This window comes from Flavobacterium ponti, from assembly GCF_042652765.1.
GTDB lineage: Bacteria > Bacteroidota > Bacteroidia > Flavobacteriales > Flavobacteriaceae > Flavobacterium > Flavobacterium ponti.
The window spans coordinates 1-1,825 of record NZ_JBHSGW010000015.1 but is presented as its reverse complement, the minus strand read 5'-3'; the positions used below and the strand labels follow the sequence as shown (position 1 = coordinate 1,825).

The window sequence follows — 1,825 nt, the reverse complement described above, 5'->3', positions numbered from 1 at the left end:
CTATTTGTGTTTTTAATTCAAACATAAAGTATACCAAAGATAAGATATACTTTATGTTAAATTCTTTATCTATTTAAATATAAATATCCGGTTTTTTGTTGCCTACTGTTTTTATTTGTATCTAAATATTCAATAATATAATAATAAGTTCCAACTGGCAACTCTTCTCCTTGAGAAACCGTTACTCTTCCTTCAGAGACACCTCTAAAATAGTTGTCATTTGATCCGTATGCTTTAGTACTATATACTTCAACTCCCCAACGATTGAATATTTGAACTGTATTATCTGGGTGACAATCTAAGCCCCAAATTACTAATACATCATTTATTCCATCACCATCAGGTGAAATAGCATTAAATACTTGAACTTCACATGCTGGATAAACAACACCAATATTTATAGTAACTGTTGCATATTCGCTACAGTTTCCAAAGCAATCACATATTTGATACGTAAATGAATCTGAACCATAGTAATCAGCGTCAGGAGTATAAATTACATAATCATCTGAAACATCATTTGGTGTACCATTATCATTTATAACAACTGTTCCATGTTCTGGTTGTATAACATTTATTGTTCCACAAGTAGGAATGTATAAATCGTTGTCAAATATATTAATAATAATTTCATTATTCATATCTGTATCTTTTGGACCATCATCGTTAGCAATTGGAGCAAAATCATCATTTAAGATAATTCCCAAACCAGTGTTTAAAATGGTTGCATTACCCGAAATTAATACTATATCCACATCAAATGTTTCATCATCTTCAACTAAACCATCATTTGTAGTTTGAATAGTGAATGTTCCTGTTGTACTTCCCGCAGGAATAGTTATTATTACAACAGTTGTATCATAATCTGAATCACTTGCATTATTGTTAGTGTATATGAATGACAATTCAATATCTTCAGAAGAGGTTGTATTTAATAAAGTTACTGTAAAAGTTAAAACATCTCCTTCTAAAACTTGATCACTTGAGATTTGAAGCTCTGGTACATTGTCATTATCAACAATCGTTACCGTTCCAACTGGATTTGTATTACTTGTATTACCTGAGATAACCGTTCCTACAACATTGAAAACTTCATCTGGCTCATCTATTAAATCTTCCGTAATTGGAATACTAACTGTAACACTTAAACTTCCTGCTGGAATCGTTACTTGTGTTATTGTAGTCGTATAATCATCTGTTCCAGCTGTTCCTGTTGTGGTTACAATATCAACTACTGTAGCTACTGAACTTGGACCACTTAAACTAACTGTGACTACAGCTGTTCCATCTCCTTCATTAACAACTATACTTCCAATAGAAATCATAGGTGTATCATCGTTATCTATAATGGTTACCGTTCCAACTGGATTTGTATTACTTGTATTACCTGAGATAACAGTTCCTACAACATTGAAAACTTCATCGGGCTCATCAATTAAATCTTCCGTAATTGGAATACTAACTGTAACACTTAAACTTCCTGCTGGAATCGTTACTTGTGTTATTGTAGTCGTATAATCATCTGTTCCAGCTGTTCCTGTTGTGGTTACAATATCAACTACTGTAGCTACTGAACTTGGACCACTTAAACTAACTGTGACTACAGCTGTTCCATCTCCTTCATTAACAACTATACTTCCAATAGAAATCATAGGTGTATCATCGTTATCTATAATGGTTACCGTTCCAACTGGATTTGTATTACTTGTATTACCTGAGATAACCGTTCCTACAACATTGAAAACTTCATCGGGCTCATCAATTAAATCTTCCGTAATTGGAATACTAACTGTAACACTTAAACTTCCTGCTGGAATCGTTACTT

General features: G+C 32.7%; 1 protein-coding gene. It reads right to left on the bottom strand.

Annotated elements, in window-relative coordinates:
* Positions 1-65: 65 nt before the first annotated feature.
* Positions 66-1,825: T9SS type B sorting domain-containing protein (locus ACFO3U_RS07675; protein ID WP_379740137.1), on the bottom strand; the 1,760-nt coding region annotated here is incomplete at its 5' end.